Genomic DNA, 15,771 nt, shown 5'->3' on the forward strand with positions numbered 1-15,771 from the left:
GGTGGAGCCTCCCCGTGGCTGATCGGTTGCGGCCCCATGATGCCTGCTGGGTCCGGCCTTCCCGGTACGCCCTTCAGCTCTCCCTCAGTGTGGCCACATCGGCGGCTGCGTGCAGAAGTGGCCGCCCAGGTACGCCTGGTCGGGCCGGGCGGGGTCCAACTCACCTTGCTCCGCGAGGAGTTCCGCCGCGTACGGCTCCGAGTCGTCGCGCGGTTCATAGCCCAGGGCTCGGGCCGAGCTGAGGTCCCACCACAGCCGGGTGTTGGCGGAGGAGCCGTGGACGACGGTGTGGCCGACGTGCTCGGCGGTCAGTGCCGCGTGGAAGAGGCGGGCGCCGTCGGCGGGGCTGAGCCACACCGAGAGCATCCGCACGGACGTCGGTTCGGGGAAGCAGGAGCCGATGCGGACGGAGACGGTCTCGATGCCGTGCAGATCCCAGTAGAGCTGTGCGAGGTCCTCGCCGAAGCACTTGGAGAGGCCGTAGAAGGTGTCGGGGCGACGCGGGGTGTCCACGGGGATCAACGCGGCCCCGCCCTCACCGGCCGCGCCCTTGCCGTCACCGGGTACCGGGGTGAAGCCGACCGCGTGGTTGGAGGAGGCGAAGACCATACGGCGTACGCCCTCGGCGCGTGCCGCCTCGTAAAGCGCATACGTACCCCGGACGTTGGCGTCGAGGATCTTCTCGAACGTGGACTCCAGCGAGATGCCCGCGAGATGGATGATCGCGTCCACGCCGCGTACGGCCGCGCGCAGGGTTTCGCTGTCCGCGGTGCTCAGGTCCAGTACGTGGGCTTCCGGCTCGCCGCAGACGGGGCGCATGTCCAACAGCCGCAGGGTGTAGCCGTAGGAGGGCAGCAGTCCGCGCATCAGGGTGCCGAGGCCGCCGGCGGCGCCGGTGAGCAGCACGGTGCGGTCGGCGGGCTTGGCGGGCTCGGCTGAGGGGCTCTCGGACATGGCGGCGGTCTCCATCCATGGACCTGGTTCATATATAGGGAGACGCTATGAAGTGCCCTCAGGCCCGTCAAGAGAGCGCCGAGCGTCGGGTCGTTGGTTCTCAGTGTGCGGCCAAGTTGCGGTCTTGACCCGCGAGTCCGACCTTGACCGGTGGCGCGCCACTGCCTTAGCGTGACCAGCGTTCAGGAATATGGACGCATATCAGAAGAGTGCACGACTGGAGGGCGTTTCCGCCCGCCCGTCCCGGCTCGCAAGGAGCTCCGTATGCCCTCGTCCCCGTCCTCCCCGGCCTCCGAGGCGTCGCTCGCCGAGCGGCTCGACGGACTGCTCTTCTTCCCCGTGACGGCCTTCGCCTCCGACGGATCCATCGACCTCGACGCCTTCCGCGCGCATGTGCGGCACGGGGTGGTGGCGGGCGCGGGGGCGGTCTTCGCGTGCTGCGGCACCGGTGAGTTCCACGCGCTCTCACCGGAGGAGTTCAGCGCCTGTGTGGCCGCGGCCGTGGCGGAGACGGACGGCAGGGTGCCGGTGGTGGCGGGCGCCGGCTACGGGCCCGCGCTCGCCCAGGACTTCGCCCGCCGGGCCGAAGTGGCGGGCGCCGACGGGCTGCTGGCGATGCCGCCGTACCTCGTTCTGGCCGACCAGGACGGGCTGGTGCGGCACTACACCGAGCTGGCGGAAGCCACCTCGCTGCCCACCATCGTCTATCAGCGCGACAACGCCCTCTTCACGCCCGAGGCCGTCGTACGCCTCGCCCGGCACCCGCGCATCATCGGCCTCAAGGACGGCCACGGCGACCCGGACCTGATGCAGCGCATCATCACCGCCGTCCGACGCGCGGGCCTGGAGGAAGACTTCCGATACTTCAACGGACTGCCCACCGCCGAGCTGACCGGGCTCGCCTATCGGGGCCTTGGCATCTCCCTCTACTCCTCCGCCGTCTTCTGCTTCGCGCCCGAGATCGCCCTCGCGTTCCACCGGGCACTGGCCACAGGCGACGAGGCGACGGTACGGGAGCTGCTCGACGGCTTCTACGTACCGTTCGTCGAACTCCGTAACCAGGGCCGCGGCTACGCCGTCTCGCTGGTCAAGGCGGGGGTGCGGCTGCGGGGTCGGGACGTCGGCGGGGTGCGCCCGCCGCTGTCCGACCCCGCGCCGGCGCACGTCGAGGAGCTGGCCGCGCTGCTGGAGCGGGGCCTGGAGTTGGCCGGCGCCGCGCCTGGCAGCACCGCGTCGGCTCAGGACGAGGGGGCGCGCTGATGCGGGCAGCGGCGTTTCTCTACCCCTGGGACGTGGTCGGCGATCCCGGGGCACCCGGCCGCCTCGCAGCGCTCGGCGTCCAGCAGGTCACTCTCGCCTCGGCCTACCACTCCACCCGCGCGCTCACCCCGCGTCACCCCCGGCACCGCGTCATCACGGCACGGCACTCCGCCGTCCTGTACCCGCCCGACCCCGCCCGCTGGCAGCACGGCGCCCCGCAGCCGTACCACCAGGACTGGGTGGTCTGCGACGATCCGGGCGGCCCGTACGCCGAGGCGGCCCGCGCACTGACCGAGGCGGGCCTGGAAGTGCACTCCTGGGTGGTCCTGGCCCACAACTCCCGACTGGGCGAGGACTTTCCGCACACCAGCGTCCGCAACGCCTACGGCGACCGCTATCCGTGGGCCCCGTGCATCGCGCGCCCCGAGGTGCGGGCCTACGCCGTCGCGCTGGCGGCCGAGGCAGCCGTACGGCCCGGCACCGGAACCCGCGGTACCGAACTGGAGTCCTGCGGCTGGTACGGGCTCGCCCACCTGCACGCGCACGACAAGACCGGTGGCGTCCCGCTGCACGGTGCCGCAGCCGCGCTGATGTCGCTGTGTTTCTGCGAGGTGTGCGAGGAGGGTTACGCCACCCTGGGCGGCGACCCCGAGCGGTTGCGGGACGGTGTGGTGCGGGCCCTGGAGCCGCTCTGGCGGAACGAGCGCGCCGCGGCCCCGCCCGGGGAAAGCGGCAGGGCGGGGGAGCGGGCGGCGATCGAGGGGCTGCTCGGCGCCGAGGCCGCGGCCCTCGTCGCGGGGTGGCGGGACGCCGCGGCGAGCCGCCTCCAGCGCGAAGCGGTCGCGGTGGTACGGCAGGAGGCGGCGCCCGGGCGTTTCCGGGTGCTCCTGCACGCCGATCCGGCCCCGCACCGTACGGGCGCCAACGCGGGCACCCGCCCCGCCGACGTGCTCGGCCATGCCGACGGGGTCGTCGTCCCCTGCCCCGGCGGGCCGGCGGGCGGTGCCGAACGCGGCGACGCGCTGGGCCCGTTCGCCGCGGACGGCGGCCCCGGTGCGACGCTCGCCGCCAACTTCACCGTCGTCTCCGGCATGGGCGGCAGCCCGCACACCCTCGCCGACGACGCGGCACACGCCCGCGCGCTCGGCGCGACCGAACTGCGGCTCTACCACGCCGGGCTGGCCTCGGACCAGGACCTCGCCGCGGTGGCCGAAGCTCTTGCGGGGCAAGGGCCCGAGGGCTGAATCACCGCAGCGCCGCCTCCATCATCTTCTTGGCGAAGGGGGCCGCCAGCCCGTTGCCGCTGACTTCGGCGCGGGCCGCGTCCGAGTCCTCCACCACGACCGCGACGGCGACCTTCTTGCCGGAGTCCGTCTCGCCGTAGGAGGTGAACCAGGCGTACGGCGTACCGCTGTTGTCGACGCCGTGTTGGGCCGTTCCGGTCTTGCCGCCCACCGTGATGCCGTCGATCTTCGCGTTGCTGCCGGTGCCCTTGTCCACCACCGTGTCCATCGCGGATCGCAGCTGTTCGGCGGTGCGCCGGCTCATCGCGGGGTCACGACACCGTTCTCGTACGCCAGGATGACCGCCTGGGTGCGGTCCCGGGCGCCCAGCTTGGCCAGCACGCCGGCGACGTGCGTCTTCGCGGTCGCCATGCTGACGGCGAGCTGTTCGGCGATCTCCGCATTGGTCAGCCCCTGGGCCATCAGCCGCAGAACCGCTGCCTCCCGGTCGGTGAGCCGCGCGGTGAGCGTCTCGGCGCGGCGGTCCCGCGCGTGATGGGCGGCCAGGGCGCGGACGGCGGCGGGGAACAGCAGCGAATCGCCGCGCTTCACCAGCCGGATGCCGGCGATCAGATCCTCGGCCGTCGCACGCTTCAGCAGGAATCCGTGGGCGCCGGCCCGCAGCGCGTCGTAGACATAGCTGTCGTTCTCGAAGGTGGTGAGGATCAGGATGCGCGGCGCCTCCTCGCCCATCGTCCGCACCAGGTGCTCCGTGGCGCGGATGCCGTCGACACGTGGCATGCGGACATCCATCAGCACCACGTCAGGGCGCAGCTCGCGTACCGCGGAGACCGCCTCGTCCCCGTCCGCCGCCTCGCCCACCAGCTCGATCCCGGGCTCGCTCGCCAGGATCGCGCGCAGTGCCGTACGGACCATGCGCTCGTCGTCCGCGAGAAGGACCCGCAAGGGCGCCGCTGTCATGGGGTGCTCTCCTGTCTCGTGCTTTCCCGTACCGCTCTTTGCGGCCTGCCGTCCCCTCGTACAGCCGGGGCCAGCGGCAGGCGGGCCGTCAGCCGCCATACGCCGTCCTCGCCGCCCGCCCGTGCGGTGCCGCCCAACAGCGCGGCACGTTCGGCGATCCCGGCGAGGCCCCGTCCGCCCGAGGCCCGGGTGACAGCTGCCTCGCTGGCCGCGTTCTCGACCGTGACCGCGAGCAGCTCGCCCTGCGGGGAGCGTTGCCGCTCCAGCCGGACGTCCACGGCGGCGCCGGGCGCATGCCGCAGCGCGTTGCTCAGCCCTTCCTGCACCACGCGGAAGGACTCGGCGGAGACTTGAGCGTCCAGCAGCGCGAGAGGGCCGAGCGCTTCGTCCACCCGCAACCGGACCTCGGTGCCGGTGGCGCGGGTGCGGGCGACCAGTGCGTCCAGGTCTGCCGCCAGGCTGGGGCCGGTCGCCGGGGCGCTCTCCCCCTCCCGCAGCACTCCGAGCACCGCGTCCAGCTCCGCCACGGCGTCCCGGCTGGTCTCCTCGATCGCGGCCAGCGCCTGCCGTACGAACTCCGGGTCGCCGTCCAGCACCCGGCGTGCGGCGCCCGCCTGGAGCGACACCGCGCTGAGCGCGTGCCCGACCGAGTCGTGCAGCTCGCGCGCCAGCCGGTTGCGGACCGCCAGGTCGGCGGCGCGGCGCTCGGCGGCGGCGAGCCGGTCGGCAGGCGTAGGGCCCAGCAGTACGGGCGCACAGCGCGCCAGCAGCGCCCCGGCCCCGTACACGGCCGCCACCAAGGCCGCCAGCAGCGCGAATCCGGCCACCGGGGCCGTCCACAGTGCGCTGCCCGCGTGGTCCCACGGCCAGGCCCAGTGCTTGCCGCGCAGGGCCGGGAAGAGCGGGAAGGCCAGCAGGACGACGGCCATCGGCGGTACCGCCAGCGAAGCCCCGCTCAGCAGTCCGCCGAGGCCCACGTGCAGCGTGAACCAGACCGCGGAGCGGCGCCGGGCCGCCCACGAGTCGGCGGGCCCCAGGGCGAGCGTGCCGCCGGGCAGTTCGCACAGGGTGCGCGCTGCGGCGGACTCCAGCGCCCGCAGCACCGGGATCAGCCCGGCAACCGCGACCAGCGGGAGGGAGAGTCCGTACGCCAGGAACTGCGGGCCGGGCCGGGTGTTGAGGAACTGCGACATATCGGGCCGCACGACGCCGATACCGACGTTCACCAGCAGGTAGAACGGCATCAGCAGCGCACCGCCCTGGAGCAGATGCACCCAGCGCAGCGCCAGGGTCCGCACCCTGCCGCGGACTTGCGGCCGTTCTGTCATGCCGTCCCCCCCTCGCTGTGTGTACCTGCTCAGGCGTTCGGCCGCACTGTCGCACCGGGCACAGGGCGGGACGCCGGCACACGCGCCCGGCGGCGCAGTTGCTGCGCGCCCAGCGCCGCGAGAAGCAGCCCGGCGAGTGCCTGGCAAGCGTAGGCGAGCAGCATCGTGGCGGTTGCATTCTCACCCAGCGATCCGCTGGAGAGCGCCCCCATGAGCAGCCAGCCGCCCCAGCACGCAAGCACTCCCGAACCGACCCAGGCCGCGGTCAGCGTCGGCCACAGCCGTGCACCCGAGTGCCCGGCCCGGTTGCCCCGGGGCAGTAGCCGTCCGACTCCGACGAAGGCGATGACCACATACAGCACGAATGTGGCGTCCGTGATCCGGCCGGCGATGCCGGAGTGCTCCGCGGTCAAGCCGGCCTCCGAGCCGGCAGCCCACAGCGTGTGCGCCACCAGAGCGGGCAGCGCCACGAGCGACGCTGCGGCAAGCCCCCATCTCGCCACCACCTGCGTGCCGTCAGCCCGGAGGCGGAGCGGTGAGCGCAGCAGCGGGCCCCAGCGGTCACGCACGTACAGCACGGCCAGCACGCTCAAGGTGATGGCCTGCGCCAGGAAGCCCGTGTAGACGAGCGTCCACACCCAGCCGTCCAGCAGCTTGTCGGCTCTGTCGTCACCGCCCCCGCCGGCGGAATCTCCCGTCAGCACCGTGTACACGGTCTGCAGCGGGAAAGCGACCACGATCGGGCCGAGCAGGCCGCAGGCGATCCAGATCGGCAGGGCCAGCAGCGGGCCGGGGACCCGTCGTCCCCAGGGACGGGTGAGGGTCAGCACCAGCAGGATGACGGCACCGTCCATGGCGACGGTCAGCGCGTTGACGATCCACAGCGTGGCGCCGCCGTCGAGCAGCCGGCTGCCCTCGGGGATGCCGATGTGGCTCCCCGAGAGCCAGAGCACCTTCAAGGTGAGATAGGGCAGGCAGGCGGCCACGGTGAGCGGCGCGAGGATCTTTCTCGTTCTCTCCATGGAGAACACGCTCCCGGCCGCACCCGGGTACGGGCGTCCTGCCCTGCGACGAACCACCTCCGCCGCGCGGCGGAGGCTTCCGCCCTCAGGGAGGGGGGAGGTGGCGTCCTGCGGCGGAGGGTCAGAGCGTGCGCGTGGCGTGCATCAGCCGGTCCCGCGCGTCGAACAGCGCGTCCTTGATCATCTGCTCGTGTGCGGGCGTCAGCCGGGCCACCGGCACCGAGCAGCTGATGGCGTCCCGGGCCGGGGTGCGGTACGGGACGGCGACGCCGAAGCAGCGCAGCCCCAGCGTGTTCTCCTCGCGGTCCACGGCGTACCCCTGCTCGCGCACCAGTTGCAGCTCCTCGATCAGCTGCTCCCGGTCGGTGAGGGTGTGCTCGGTGAGCTGGGCCAGCGTCTCGGGCAGCATGGTGCGCACCTGCTCGTCCGAGTACGTCGCGAGCAGTGCCTTGCCCAGCGAGGTCGAGTGCGCGGGCAGCCGCCGCCCGACGCGGGTGAACGGGCGCAGATAGTGCTGGGACTGGCGGGTGGCGAGGTAGACGACGTTGGTGCCGTCCAGCCGCGCCAGATGGATGGTCTCCGTGGTGTCGTCCGAGAGCCGGTCCAAGGTGGGCTTGGCCGCGGCCACCACCTCGTCACCGTCGATGTACGACGTCCCCACCAGCAGCGCCCGCACCCCGATGCCGTACCGGGTGCCGGTGGCGTCCGTCTCCACCCAGCCGAGGTCGACCAGGGTGCGCAGCAGCATGTAGAGGCTCGACTTGGGATAGCCGACCGCCTCCTGGACGGCAGCCAGCGTATGCATCCCGGGCCGCCCCGCGAAGAACTCCAGCAGCTCCACCGTCCGCACGGCCGACTTGACCTGCGAACCCCCCGCTTCGGTACCCGACATCGACCTTGACCCCTCTGTTCGCGCAGACCTACAGTCCCAAAGGAATTCACCTACAGGGATATTGTTCAGCATACCGAACAAGACGGCTCCGCAGGCCGGGAAGGCCGTGCGGGACGCCTGCAGGAGAGCAGATCCGCAGGACCAGGAGGACCCCGGTGGCAGCAGCAGTACCAGTGTGGAGCGTCGACCCCCGTACCGGAAAGCAGCGGGAACAGGTCGCCGACGAGGCCACGGCGGCCGACGTGGACGCCGCCGTACGGGCCGCGCACGAGGCGCTTCCCGCACTCGCCGACCGGGTGGTCCGCGCAGCCTTCCTGCGCGCCGCCGCGAAGCGCCTCGAAGCCGACGGCGAGCGGATCGTGGCGACAGCCGACGCCGAGAGTGCCCTGGGCACCCCCCGGCTGACCGGCGAACTCGCCCGTACGACAGGACAGCTGCGGGCCTTCGCCGACGAGATCGAGGATGGCGGCCACCTCGACGTCGTCATCGACCACGCCGACCCCACGCTCACCCCGCCCCGCCCCGATCTGCGCCGCTACAAGCTGCCGATCGGCGTCGTCGCCGTCTACGCCGCCTCCAACTTCCCGCTGGCCTTCTCCGTTCCCGGCGGCGACACCGCCAGTGCGCTCGCCGCCGGCTGCTCCGTCGTGGTCAAGGCGCACCCCGACCACCCCGCCACCTCAGCCCTGTGCGGAGCTGCGCTGCGGGCCGCCGCCGTGGACTCGGGACTGCCCGAGGACGTCGTCTCCGTCGTGTACGGATTCGAGGCGGGCGTCGAACTGGTGCGGCACCCGCTGGTGTCGGCGGCCGGGTTCACCGGCTCGGTCAAGGGCGGCCGTGCCCTCTTCGACGCGGCTGCCGCGCGGCCCCGGCCCATCCCGTTCCACGGTGAGCTCGGCTCCCTCAACCCGGTTGTGATCACGCGCGAGGCCGTCGCCGAGCGTGCCGAGCAGATCGGCGAGGGACTCGGCGGCTCCATGACCCTCGGCACCGGCCAGTTCTGTGTGAAGCCCGGCCTCGTCCTCGTCCCGGAGGGCCAGGACGGCGACCGGATGCTCGACAAGCTCTCCGAGACCCTGCGCGGTACGGCCCCCGGCCATTTGCTGGACGACCGAATGCGGCAGGCGTTCGTGGCGGGCGTCGCCGAACGGGCGGCGCTGCAACGGGTCGAGGCGCCGGTTGTCGCCGGGGTCGGTGACGACGAGCGGACCGTGCGCCCCGGGCTGTTCACCGTGGCGGCCGGTGAACTGGGCGAGGAGCACGAGCTGTTGCTGGAGGAGTGCTTCGGCCCGGTGACCGTCGCCGTCCGGTACGCGGACGAGGCGGAGGCCGAAGCCGTGCTGGCGCGGGTACCCGGCAGCCTCACCGCCACCGTGCACCTCGGTGCGGACGAGGCGGCGGGCGACGAGGGCGCGGCCTCGCTGGTCGCGCGGCTCACCGCGGTCGCGGGGAGGGTGCTGGTGAACGGCTGGCCCACCGGGGTCGCCGTCGCTCCGGCCCAGCATCACGGGGGGCCGTACCCGGCCACCACGTCGACCTCCACCTCCGTGGGGGCCACCGCCATCGAGCGCTGGCTGCGGCCGGTCGCTTTCCAGGACACGCCTGAGGCCCTGCTCCCGCCCGAGCTGCGGGACGGCAACCCGCTGGGCCTGCCGCGCAGGGTGGACGGCGTCCGGGAGTGACGTAACCCGGTGGACCGGTCGCAGCCGCCCCGCGACACTGGCGGGATGGATCAACGCGTGCTCGCCGCCGAGTTCAAGCCCGAGGTCACCTACTTCAACACCGCCTCCCACGGCCTGCTCCCCGCCCGCGCGGCAGCGGAGATCACCGGGGCCGTCGCCGGAATGTCCGTAGGCCGCATCGACCAGCCGGCCTACTACGCGGAGGTCGACAAGGCGCGCGCGGCGTTCGCGCGGATCGCCGGCACATCCACGGCCCGCGTGGCGGCGGGCAGCGCGGTGGCCACGCACACCGGACTGATCGCCGCCTCCCTCCCCTCCGGCGCCGAAGTCCTGGCGCCGGAGGGCGACTTCAGCTCCGTGGTCAACCCGTTCACGGTGCGCGACGACATCACCCTGCGCACCGTGCCCCTCGGCGAGCTCCCGGAGGCGGTGGAGCCCTCCACCACGCTGGTGGCCCTCAGCGCCGTGCAGTCGGCGGACGGCCGGATCGCCGATCTGCCCGCCGTCCGGGCAGCCGCCCGTGCCGCCGGTGCGCGGGTCCTGCTGGATGCGACGCAGGCGGCGGGCTGGCTGCCCTTCAGCGCCGACGACTACGACTACGTGGTGTGCGCCGCGTTCAAGTGGCTGCTGTGCCCGCGCGGTGTCTCGTTCCTGGTCGTCTCGCCCGAGGCGCAGCAGGAACGGGCGCTGCTGCCGCTGCATGCGGGATGGGTGGCGGGGGCCTCGCCCTGGGACGACTGCTACGGCCCCATCGCACGGCTCGCCCCGGACGCGCGGGCGTATCAGGAGTCGGTGGCGTTCCTGCCGTATCTGGGTGCCGCGCGCTCCCTCGAACTGGTCGGGGAACTGGGCGGGCCGGAGCCGATCGGGGCGCACGACAGGGCGCTCGCCGCGCGGTTCCGCAAGGGGGTCGCGGGGCTGGGCCGCGGGTACGAACCGGTTCCGGGGGACTCGGCGATCGTCGCGGTGCCCGGTCTGGGGCATGCCGCGGGCGCGCTGGCGGCGGCCGGGGTGGCGGTGTCGGACCGGGAAGGCAATCTGCGCGCTGCCTTCCACCTCTACAACACCGAGGAGGACGTGGACCGGCTGCTCAACCTGCTGGCGGGCTGAGCCACTTACGACACGGGGGCGGGACCGTGTGCGCCCCGCCCCCGCATCAGCAGGTCACCGGCAGGGTCACTCCACAGGCGTGAAGTCCCGCGCTCCGATGAACTCGGGGCGGCGGACCGGCGCGGCGAAGGGTTCCACCGCCTGGTTCTCGACGCTGTTGAAGACGATGAACACGTTGCTCCGCGGGAACGGAGTGATGTTGTCACCGCTTCCGTGCATGCAGTTGCAGTCGAACCAGGTCGCCGAGCCGGGCTTTCCGGTGAACAGCTTGATGCCGTGTGCTTCGGCGAACTTGGTCAGGGACTCGTCGGTCGGGGTCCCCGCGTCCTGCATCTGCAGCGACTTCTTGTAGTTGTCCTTCGGCGTCGCGCCCGAGCAGCCGAGGAAGGTCTTGTGCGACCCCGGCATGATCATCAAGCCGCCGTTGGTCTGGTAGTTCTCCGTCAGCGCGATCGAGACCGACACGGTCCGCATCCGGGGCAGACCGTCCTCCGCGTGCCAGGTCTCGAAGTCGGAATGCCAGTAGAACCCCGTGGCGCCGAAGCCCGGCTTGACGTTGATCCGGGACTGGTGGACATAGACGTCCGAGCCCAGGATCTGCCGTGCCCTGCCCACGATGCGCGGGTCGCGCACCAGCTGTGCGAAGACCCCGCTGATCTTGTGCACCTCGAACACGGTCCGGATCTCCTGCGACTTCGGCTCGACGATCGAGCGTTCGTCAGCACGCATCTCCGGATCCGAGGTGAGCCGTTCCAGTTCCGCGCGCAGCACATCGACCTCGTCAGGTCCGATGAGCTGGTCGATGGCGAGGAACCCGTCCCGCTCGAAGCCCGCCAGAGCCGCGGCCTCGATGGGCCCCGGCGTACCCGGTTCGGACCACACGACGGGGTCCATCCGCGGGATGGCCACCTCGGTGGTTCCGCGAGTCGGGTACAGGTCGGCGGTGCGCTCGGGTGCGGTGGTCATGGATGTGCCTTCCTCTCCTCTCGTACGGTCCTGTTCAGTTGGCGGAACGGCCAGGACGGCCGAAGTGGACCGGCGAACGGTCCAGTCACGAAGGGGCTTGCTGCCTCAGCGTGTCAGCACGTCGACGCTTCGGCGCGGCGGTGCTGCGGCGCGTCGCCGCTCAGCCTTCGGCTCAGTCGTCGTCGGGCTCGGTGAGCAGCGGGTAGACGCCGTTCTCGTCGTGATCCTCGCGGCCGGTGACCGGCGGGTTGAAGACGCACACGCACCGGAAGTCGGTCTTCGGGCGCATCGTGTGCTTCTCGTGCCCGTCGAGCAGGTACATCGTGCCGGGAGTGATCCAGTGCTTCTCGCCGGTCTCGTCGTTGGTCAGTTCCGCCTCGCCCTCGACGCAGAGCACGGCCTCTATGTGGTTGGCGTACCACATCGAGGTCTCGGTGCCCGCGTAGAGGACTGTTTCGTGCAGGGAGAAGCCCACCTTCTCCTTAGCGAGAACGATGCGCTTGCTCTCCCAGGTGCCCGACGCCGCCTTGACGTGTCGGTCTGTGTTTTCGATGTCCTTGAATGAACGCACGATCACGGTCTGATGGTGCCTTTCTCTGTGTTCCTTATGGAAGAGGCTCTTTGTTGTCCATTCCGGACGAAGCCCCTTCCAGCTGTGGCCATGACGGCTCTTGCTCATTACGGATGTGGCCCGTCCCGGCGGAAAAGCCGGGACGGGCCACGTAGTTCGGGTCAGACGGTCTCGCGGACTGCCCGTGCCAGGATGCGCAGCCCCTCGTCCAGTTCCTCGGGGGTGATGGTCAGCGAGGGCAGCAGTTTGACGACCTCGCTCTCCGGGCCCGAGGTCTCGATGAGCAGCCCCAGCTCGAAGGCGCGCCGGGCGATGGCGGTGGCGCGGCTCTTGTTGTGGAACTCCAGGCCCCACACCAGGCCACGGCCGCGGTGGTCGGCGACCTCCTCGGAGTGCTCCTCGGCGATCGCCTTGAGCACGGCCTCGACCTGCTCACCGCGGGAGAGCGTCTGCTTCTCCATCTGACCGTCGGCCCAGTAGGTCTGGAGCGCCGCGGTCGCGGTGACGAAGGCCGGGTTGTTGCCGCGGAAGGTGCCGTTGTGCTCGCCCGGCTCCCAGATGTCCAGCTCCGGCTTGAACAGGGTGAGCGCCAGCGGCATCCCGTAGCCGCCGATGGACTTCGACAGCGTGATGATGTCCGGCTTGATGCCCGCTTCCTCGAAGGAGAAGAAGGCGCCGGTGCGGCCGCAGCCCATCTGGATGTCGTCGACGATCAGCAGCATGTCGTGCCGCTCGCACAGGTCGGCGAGGGCGCGCAGCCACTCGGCGCGGGCGACGTTGATGCCGCCCTCGCCCTGCACCGTCTCGACGATGACGGCCGCGGGCTTGTTGAGCCCGGAGCCCTGGTCCTCCAGCAGCCGCTCGAACCAGACGAAGTCCTCGGTGGTGCCGTTGAGGTAGTCGTCGAACGGCATCGGGGTGCCGTGCACCAGCGGGATGCCGGCGCCGGCGCGCTTGAAGGCGTTGCCGGTGACGGCGAGCGAGCCCAGCGACATGCCGTGGAAGGCATTGGTGAACGAGACGATCGACTCGCGGCCCTTGACCTTACGGGCCAGCTTCAGCGCGGCTTCAACGGCGTTGGTGCCGGTCGGCCCCGGGAACATCACCTTGTGGTTCATGTCGCGCGGCTTGAGGACCAGCTCCTGGAACGTCTCCAGGAACGAGCGTTTGGCGCTGGTGGACATGTCCAGTCCGTGCACCACGCCGTCGCGCTCCAGGTAGTCCAGCAGGGCGCGTTTGAGCACCGGGTTGTTGTGGCCGTAGTTGAGAGTGCCTGCCCCGGCGAAGAAGTCGAGGTAGGTATGGCCGTCCTCGTCGTACATGTGCGCACCCTGCGCCCGGTCGAAGATGGTCGGCCAGCCACGGCAGTAGCTGCGCACCTCCGACTCCACGGTTTCGAAGACGCTGAGGTCCGGCTGGGTGATGGTCACAGCTTGCTCCAGGGAGTGAGTCGCGTGAGAAGAAAGTCTGGTTATGGGCGGTCGGCGACGGTGCCTACCCGCGGGTGTACGGCCGTATACGTCAGCGCTTCGATGCGCCGGGAAACACGACCGGGCCGATCCGGTACAGCACTTCCGGCAGGTGGCCGTCCTCCGGGAAGAGAGCGGCGTCGAACAGCACGTCCTGCGCGACCGCGGCCGAATGGCGCTGCGCGTAGGAGGTGAACAGCCGGTTGGAGGGGGTGTTGTCCGGGGTGACCGTGGTCTCGACGGTGTCGATGCCGTACTCCTCGGCAACGCGGAGGGTCAGTCCGTCCAGCATCGCTGCGGCGAGTCCGCGACCGCGGGCGGCCTCGTCCACGGCGACCTGCCAGACGAGGAGGGTACGCGGCTGCTCGGGTCGTACGTAGCCGGTGATGAAGCCGACCGGCTCGCCCGCGCCGTCGCGGGCGACGACCGAGGTGGCGGCGAAGTCGCGGCACCACAGCAGGTAGCTGTACGAGGAGTTCAGATCGAGGGTCTTCGAGTCGCGGGCGATGCGCCAGATCGCGGCTCCGTCGTCCACACGGGGTGTGTCGAGCTTCAGTCCCTCCGGCATTTCGAGAAATCCTCTATGGGCACGTGCATGGTCTGCTTGTGCGGCGGTCATGTGAATTCAACTTACCCAGCAGAATCCGAAACTGCACGGGGGTGAGGGGTTACGCAAAGGGGCGGCCCTGTGTTATCGCGCGCGGGCGGGCGGGCGCGCTGAATCGCCGCGCTGCGCCCCTGCTTAAAGGGATATGTCCCGGTATAGCAGGCGACCTGTTGGATGCGTCACAGTCCGATAACGTCCGCGAGATCTGCCGGTGATTAGTCCGCTGAAGCTGCGATGAAGCTAACGAAATCTTAGCGTTTGAGCTGGCGAAGAGCGGGCAGAAGAATACGGGCACCTGCACCGGAAATGCAGTCTGGATTGCATCGTAAAGCCGGAGCTTAGGGCCTGTCTGCCTTTTCGTGGATCTCATTCTTCGCTTTCGGTCCCGGCAATGTTCACGCAGCAGCCGCCCGCGGGCCCGCCGGCCGGGGACATGCCCTCGACGCCGCCACGGCGGGCACTCGTACAGTGCGGACATGAGCGAGTGCGCGAGTCTGCATATCAAGGGGCGGGTGCTGGTCGGGCCCGAGGAAGTACGGGACGAACTGTGGGTGGTGGACGGACGCGTCACCTACGAGCGGCCGTCCGGGCCCCGCGGTGGTGCCGAGCCCGCCGTGCTGACCGGCTGGGTGCTGCCGGGTCTGGTGGACGCGCACTGCCATGTCGGACTGGATGCGCACGGCCCCGTCGACGACTCGACCAGCGAGAAGCAGGCGCTCACCGACCGGGAAGCGGGCGCTCTGCTGCTGCGCGACGCCGGGTCGCCCTCCGACACCCGCTGGATCGACCACCGGGACGATCTGCCCCGCATCATCCGGGCCGGCCGCCACATCGCCCGTACCCGCCGCTATATCCGTAACTACGCACACGAGATCGAGCCCGGCGACCTGACCGCGTACGTACGCCGCGAGGCACGGCGCGGCGACGGCTGGGTCAAGCTCGTCGGCGACTGGATCGACCGCGACAAGGGCGATCTGAGCTCCTGCTGGCCGCGCTGGGCGGTCGAGGAGGCAATCGCGGCGGCCCATGAGGAGGGTGCCCGCGTCACTGCGCACTGCTTCGCGGAGGAGTCGCTGCAGGACCTGGTGGAGGCGGGTATCGACTGCATCGAGCACGCCACCGGGCTGACCGAGGAGACCATTCCGCTCTTCGCCGAGCACGGCGTCGCCATCGTGCCCACCCTGGTCAACATCGCCACCTTCCCGGACCTCGCGGCGGGCGGCGAGGCCAAGTTCCCGCGCTGGGCAGCGCACATGCGGGAGCTGCACGCCCGCCGCTACGACACTGTGCGGGCCGCCTGGGAGGCGGGCATCCCCGTCTTCACCGGCACCGATGCGGGCGGCTCCCTCGCCCACGGACTCGTCGGCCGGGAGATCGGCGAACTGGTCAAGGCGGGGATACCGGTGCTGGATGCGTTGTCGGCCGGCACATGGGGGGCCCGCGATTGGCTGGGGCGCCCTGGTCTGGCCGAGGGGGCGCCTGCGGATTTCGTTGTCTATGAGAGCGATCCGCGTGTTGATGTGCGGGTGCTGGAGGCGCCGAGTCGTGTGGTTTTGCGGGGGCGTGTGGTGCGTTGACTTGCTCCTTCGGGCTGGGGAGGGGGTGCCCCTGTCTGCCCGTCGCAGGCTGCGGATGCGTTGTGCTTGCTCGCGCAGTTCCCCGCGCCCCTCACGGGGCGCGTCTTTTGCGCTTGGGAGGTCTGCGCC

The 15,771-nt window shown here is 71.1% G+C and carries 14 protein-coding genes and 1 pseudogene; 5 read left to right on the top strand and 10 right to left on the bottom strand.

Annotated features, from left to right (window positions below; genetic code table 11):
• Positions 1 to 84 precede the first annotated feature (84 nt).
• Positions 85 to 954, bottom strand: coding sequence for an NAD-dependent epimerase/dehydratase family protein (locus tag ACTWP9_RS15225; protein ID WP_443246657.1), 870 nt, complete (start codon positions 952 to 954; stop codon positions 85 to 87).
• 264 nt (positions 955 to 1,218) lie between these two features.
• On the opposite strand from ACTWP9_RS15225, the gene ACTWP9_RS15230 reads away from it, so the two are divergent.
• Together ACTWP9_RS15230 and ACTWP9_RS15235 are read left to right on the top strand one after the other, a co-directional pair.
• On the top strand, positions 1,219 to 2,214 hold the full coding sequence (locus ACTWP9_RS15230) for a 5-dehydro-4-deoxyglucarate dehydratase (RefSeq protein WP_443246658.1): 996 nt from the start codon (positions 1,219 to 1,221) through the stop codon (positions 2,212 to 2,214).
• A complete protein-coding gene (locus ACTWP9_RS15235; RefSeq protein WP_443246659.1) occupies positions 2,214 to 3,458 on the top strand; it encodes a hypothetical protein in 1,245 nt (414 codons plus the stop codon). Before ACTWP9_RS15230 ends, ACTWP9_RS15235 begins: the two co-directional genes overlap by 1 nt.
• Before the next feature lies 1 nt (position 3,459).
• Here the strand turns inward: ACTWP9_RS15235 and ACTWP9_RS15240 are convergent.
• From ACTWP9_RS15240 to ACTWP9_RS15260, 5 genes and pseudogenes are all read right to left on the bottom strand, one after another.
• Positions 3,460 to 3,762, bottom strand: a pseudogene (locus ACTWP9_RS15240) (penicillin-binding transpeptidase domain-containing protein); the annotation flags it as partial.
• Positions 3,759 to 4,418, bottom strand: coding sequence for a response regulator (locus ACTWP9_RS15245; RefSeq protein ID WP_443246660.1), 660 nt, complete (start codon positions 4,416 to 4,418; stop codon positions 3,759 to 3,761). The gene ACTWP9_RS15245 and the pseudogene ACTWP9_RS15240, both read right to left, overlap by 4 nt.
• Positions 4,415 to 5,746, bottom strand: a complete 1,332-nt coding sequence (locus tag ACTWP9_RS15250) for a sensor histidine kinase (protein ID WP_443246661.1) — start codon at positions 5,744 to 5,746, stop codon at positions 4,415 to 4,417. The genes ACTWP9_RS15245 and ACTWP9_RS15250 overlap by 4 nt, the downstream gene beginning before the upstream one ends.
• A 29-nt stretch (positions 5,747 to 5,775) precedes the next feature.
• Complete coding sequence (locus ACTWP9_RS15255) at positions 5,776 to 6,768, bottom strand: hypothetical protein (RefSeq protein ID WP_443246662.1); 993 nt, start codon at positions 6,766 to 6,768, stop codon at positions 5,776 to 5,778.
• Positions 6,769 to 6,889: 121 nt separating this feature from the next.
• Positions 6,890 to 7,660 carry an IclR family transcriptional regulator gene (locus ACTWP9_RS15260; protein ID WP_443246663.1) on the bottom strand — a complete coding sequence of 257 codons (771 nt, stop codon included), beginning with the start codon at positions 7,658 to 7,660 and terminating at the stop codon, positions 6,890 to 6,892.
• 173 nt (positions 7,661 to 7,833) lie between these two features.
• Between ACTWP9_RS15260 and ACTWP9_RS15265 the strand changes: the two genes are divergently transcribed.
• A complete protein-coding gene (locus ACTWP9_RS15265; RefSeq protein WP_443246738.1) occupies positions 7,834 to 9,342 on the top strand; it encodes an aldehyde dehydrogenase (NADP(+)) in 1,509 nt (502 codons plus the stop codon).
• Positions 9,343 to 9,387: 45 nt separating this feature from the next.
• Positions 9,388 to 10,452 (top strand): aminotransferase class V-fold PLP-dependent enzyme, encoded by a 1,065-nt coding sequence (locus ACTWP9_RS15270; protein ID WP_443246664.1) that lies wholly within the window; start codon positions 9,388 to 9,390, stop codon positions 10,450 to 10,452.
• A gap of 66 nt (positions 10,453 to 10,518) precedes the next feature.
• Here ACTWP9_RS15270 and thpD read toward each other — a convergent pair whose 3' ends face one another.
• The 4 genes from thpD to ectA form a co-directional block, all read right to left on the bottom strand.
• Positions 10,519 to 11,418, bottom strand: a complete 900-nt coding sequence (thpD, locus tag ACTWP9_RS15275) for an ectoine hydroxylase (protein ID WP_443246665.1) — start codon at positions 11,416 to 11,418, stop codon at positions 10,519 to 10,521.
• A gap of 172 nt (positions 11,419 to 11,590) precedes the next feature.
• Positions 11,591 to 11,995 carry an ectoine synthase gene (locus tag ACTWP9_RS15280; protein ID WP_443246666.1) on the bottom strand — a complete coding sequence of 135 codons (405 nt, stop codon included), beginning with the start codon at positions 11,993 to 11,995 and terminating at the stop codon, positions 11,591 to 11,593.
• Positions 11,996 to 12,150: 155 nt separating this feature from the next.
• Positions 12,151 to 13,419: a diaminobutyrate--2-oxoglutarate transaminase gene (gene ectB / locus ACTWP9_RS15285; RefSeq protein ID WP_443246667.1), complete on the bottom strand. Its 1,269-nt coding sequence runs from the start codon at positions 13,417 to 13,419 to the stop codon at positions 12,151 to 12,153.
• A gap of 91 nt (positions 13,420 to 13,510) precedes the next feature.
• Positions 13,511 to 14,026, bottom strand: coding sequence for a diaminobutyrate acetyltransferase (gene ectA, locus ACTWP9_RS15290; RefSeq protein ID WP_443246668.1), 516 nt, complete (start codon positions 14,024 to 14,026; stop codon positions 13,511 to 13,513).
• Between the two features lie 515 nt (positions 14,027 to 14,541).
• Between ectA and ACTWP9_RS15295 the strand changes: the two genes are divergently transcribed.
• Entirely contained in the window at positions 14,542 to 15,642 is a 1,101-nt protein-coding gene (locus tag ACTWP9_RS15295) for an amidohydrolase family protein (protein WP_443246669.1), read from the top strand.
• The last annotated feature ends 129 nt before the right edge of the window (positions 15,643 to 15,771 follow it).

Origin of the sequence: Streptomyces sp. 3N207, from assembly GCF_052246355.1 — a bacterium.
In the GTDB taxonomy this organism is placed as follows: Bacteria; Actinomycetota; Actinomycetes; order Streptomycetales; family Streptomycetaceae; genus Streptomyces.